The sequence below is a fragment of the Serratia sp. CY33525 genome (assembly GCF_052169115.1).
Lineage (GTDB): Bacteria > Pseudomonadota > Gammaproteobacteria > Enterobacterales > Enterobacteriaceae > Serratia > Serratia sarumanii.
Map to the genome: position 1 here is coordinate 1 of NZ_JBJNLK010000024.1, position 2,056 is coordinate 2,056.

At 65.9% G+C, this 2,056-nt stretch carries 1 protein-coding gene; it reads left to right on the forward strand.

The features are described from left to right. Nucleotides 1–14 precede the first annotated feature (14 nt). Nucleotides 15–2,056: type I polyketide synthase (locus ACJ8IM_RS25105; protein WP_442516257.1), on the forward strand; the 2,042-nt coding region annotated here is incomplete at its 3' end.

Genomic DNA, 2,056 nt, shown 5'->3' on the forward strand with positions numbered 1-2,056 from the left:
GGTCGGACGCGGGCATGGCGGTACGGCATGACGCGGTGCGTCGCGCCGAAGCGGCCGGCTTTGGGGTGATCGGCAATGCGCTGGGCCGGGCGGTGCTTGAGCGGCTGCTGGCGTCGGGGTATGCGGGCACGGTGTGCGTGTCGCCGATCGACTGGGCGCGCACGGTGCTGGACATGCCGCTGGTATCGCGCTTCAAACTGCAGCGGCGGGAGCGCGCGGCCGTTGAACGGACAGCGGCCCGACCGGCTCAGGATCTGCTGACGCTGGTGCGCCGGGCGGCGGCCGAGGCGGTCGGCAGGCCGGTGGCGGATGATGAGCCGCTGATGGCCAGCGGACTGGATTCGCTGAATGCCGTCATTCTGTCTCAGACGCTCAGCAAAGCGTTGGGCGTGTCGCTGGGCAGCGTGTTCGCACTCAACCACCCAAGCATCGCGGAGATGGCCGAGGCGCTGGCGGCGCAGGCCGCCGCCGGGGAGGGCAACGGTCGGCCGGAGCCTGCGGCGGTGGCGGCGGTGCGGCAGAGAACGGAAGAGCCGATCGCCATTATCGGCAGCGCCTGCCGGTTGCCGGGCGAGGTCTATTCGCCGGAAGAGTTCTGGCAGATGCTGCTGGCCGGCACGGACTGTGTCAGCGACATCCCGGCTTCCCGCTTTGATATCGACGAAGTGTACGATCCGGATCCGAATGCCGTCGGGCGCAGCTACACGCGCCGGGGCGCCTTCATGAGTGAAGTGGAAAGCTTCGACTATGAGTTCTTCAACGTTCCGCTTGCCGAAGCGCGCGTGATGGACCCTCAACAGCGTCTATTGCTGGAAGTGGCTTATGAAGCGTTTTACCACTCGGGATACGATCTCGATACGCTGCGTTCTCAATCGATCGGCGTTTTCGTCGGCCAGATGAACCATGACTGGGCACACATGCACGGCGATAACTTCCTGACGGATCCCTATTTTGGTGCGGGTTCGTCGTCATCCATCACCTCCAACCGCATGTCCTATCTGTTGGGGCTGACCGGGCCGAGCATGACGCTGGATACCGCCTGTTCTTCTTCTCTGGTGGCGGTCGATCTGGCGGTTGAGAAGCTGCGCAACGGCGTTTGTTCCGCTGCGCTGGTCGGCGGCGTGAACGTTATGTTAAGTCACCGTTCGTTTGTGGGTTGCAGCGCGTCAAAAATGCTGTCGCAGAAGGGGCGTTGCGCCACTTTTGACGAGGGTGCAGACGGCTATTGCCGCGGTGAAGGCGTCGGCGCGGTGGTGCTGAAGCGCCTCAGCGACGCAGAGGCCGCTGGCGACACCATTCTGGCGGTGATCCGCGGAACGGCGGTGAACCAGGACGGGCGCAGCGCTTCACTTACCGCGCCTAACGGCGGCGCGCAGGAAGCGGTAATCGAACAAGCGCTGGCGAAAGCCGGGCTGCGCGGCCAGGACGTGGACTACATCGAATGCCATGGCACCGGCACGCCGTTGGGCGATCCGATCGAGGTGGGCGCCCTGAAGAACGTGCTGGGCCGCCACCGCAGCAAGCCGGTGGTGCTGGGAGCGGTGAAGACCAACATCGGCCACCTGGAAGGGGCCGCCGGGGTCATCGGCCTGATCAAGGCGGTGGAAGTGTTGCGCCACCGCCAGGCGCCGGGCAACGTGCACTTCCGCACGCTGAACCCGAAAATCGATCTGGACGGTTTCGACGCCATCATTCCAACCTCACCGGTGCCGCTCGGCGGCAAGGGTTCGCTGGTCGCCGGGGTCTCCTCGTTCGGCTTCGGCGGCACCAATGCGCACGTGGTGCTGGAATCCTACGACCAGCCGTCAGGCAAGGCGCGCGCACGCCAGGATGCCTGGCTGTTTACCGGTCAGGGGGCGCTGCAGTCCGGCGCCGGCGCCGCGCTGTACGCGGCGGATCCGGTGTTCCGCGAGGCGCTGGAAGATTACGTCGCGCAACTGGCGGCATGGGTGGACGCGCCGCTGCTGCAATGGTTGCTGGAGGCGAGCGCCGAGCATTCGGCGCGCCTGCAGGAGACGCAATACCAGCAACCGGCGTTGGTGGCACTGCAGTTGGC